Annotated in this window: 1 protein-coding gene; it reads right to left on the bottom strand. The window is 30.3% G+C overall.

The window, feature by feature from the left end:
* Nucleotides 1–150: 150 nt before the first annotated feature.
* A complete protein-coding gene (locus ACZYT4_RS14010; protein WP_463786976.1) occupies nt 151–1,461 on the bottom strand; it encodes an IS4 family transposase in 1,311 nt (436 codons plus the stop codon).
* Between the last annotated feature and the right edge of the window lie 176 nt (nt 1,462–1,637).

Raw genomic sequence — 1,637 nt, 5'->3', positions numbered from 1 at the left:
CAATGTCATTAAGTTAATGTGATGTAATTTTACCAGAAGATAATATCAATATGGTATTAGCTTCTGGTTTTTTATTTTGTTTAAGCTAAAAAAGTGTAGTATTGATACTACATTCATCAAAGTGTATAATATATACGATTGGAGTGGCATCTAATCGTATCTGTAGTTAAAGCACACAACTGTTTTTGGTTTGACATTGCGTGTGTGACTTCTGCCAGGGCGAATTGGCAGTATTTCTTTAGCTATCAGATTTTCTACTGGTGGATTATTTCCACCTTTTTTCTTTAGAAATTCTCTTAATATATGAAACGATCTTGTAAAATTAATCTGATATTTATATTTTCTTTTGCTTTTTTCAGGTATTTTTATCTCCTGTATAATACGCTGACAGAAATTATAAAGTATGACTCGTGCATATATTTCTTGCTTAATAAGTTTTCTTTTGTGAGAATGTAATGCATTTAATCCAATTGCATATTTTAATTCTCTAAATGATGTTTCAATTCCCCATCTTTTATTATATAAATCTTTGATTTCATCAGCCGAAAACTCATCTCTATCAAGATTTGTGATTATACATTCGTATGTATCGTCAGTAATCTTGAATCTCACAATTCTGCAGTTAAATTCGTGCCATGGATTTTCTTTAGACATGAAATCAAATCTCATATTTGTCATTATTGTTTTATATAGTTGAGGACATGCCTGAATCATTTTTGTATTCTTCAAAGTAAGCATTCTAAAGACATCAATATCAAATTCACCTTCAGGATAAGGACCTAAAGAACGTGTTATACTTGTTTTTGATTCAATATCCTTTACTCTTATAAGATATTTGTTTCCTGATTTGACTACATGTTCAAATCCGTTATAAGATTCAAAGCGTCTATCAGCTATATAAATAGATTTTTTTCCTTTATATCTATCGACAATCTGACAAAATGCATCATTCTCATCCATTTTTGCTTCTCCTTGAATAATCATGTCTTCATAAGTGCATTCAAGAAGATCGTATGAAGCTGTTATATGAAAAGCAGAATATGGTTTATTAGTACGACTTTTTCTAAGTAAAGTGGTATCGTCATCATATCGATGACTGTAAATAGGAAGTTCACTTCCGTCAATGGCTAAAAGTCGATATCCTTTATATAATTTGTCTTTACGTGTTCTATCATTAAATCGTTCGAATAAAACTTTGAATGCTTCTACTCTTATTTTATCCCTAGCCTGAACAAAGGCAGAAGTAGTAGGTGTTTCTAGTGAGTGGGAATAAAGTTTAAGAAGTTCATCTTTCAAAGAACCTATACCCATACAGATGACATTCCTCATAGTTGTTTCAAAAGTAAGCAATCTATCTCTTGTGAAGTCTTTATCAGGATTTTCACAGAATATAGCTGGACACTCAGCCATTTTCTTAATGCTATAGTTCAACACATTTTTAAGATGTCTAAAATTGTTCATAATGTATACCTCCGACATATACCTATAAACAATTGGCCTATTATTTATTAAAAAGAATAAATAATAGGCCGCACACTTGCGCTTCAAAGTCAATATATTTTTCAAAAAATAAAAAGAGGAGTACTTTTTCATGTATTCCTCTACATCATTAGTTTATTAACTTAATGACATTGATC

The organism is Massilimicrobiota sp. mt181 (genome assembly GCF_055420065.1).
This window is presented reverse-complemented; position numbering and strand designations above follow the sequence as displayed.

Coding starts and splice junctions, on each gene's coding strand:
- ACZYT4_RS14010 (WP_463786976.1), bottom strand. CDS start 1,461: ATGAACAATTTTAGACATCTTAAAAATGTGTTGAACTATAGCATTAAG.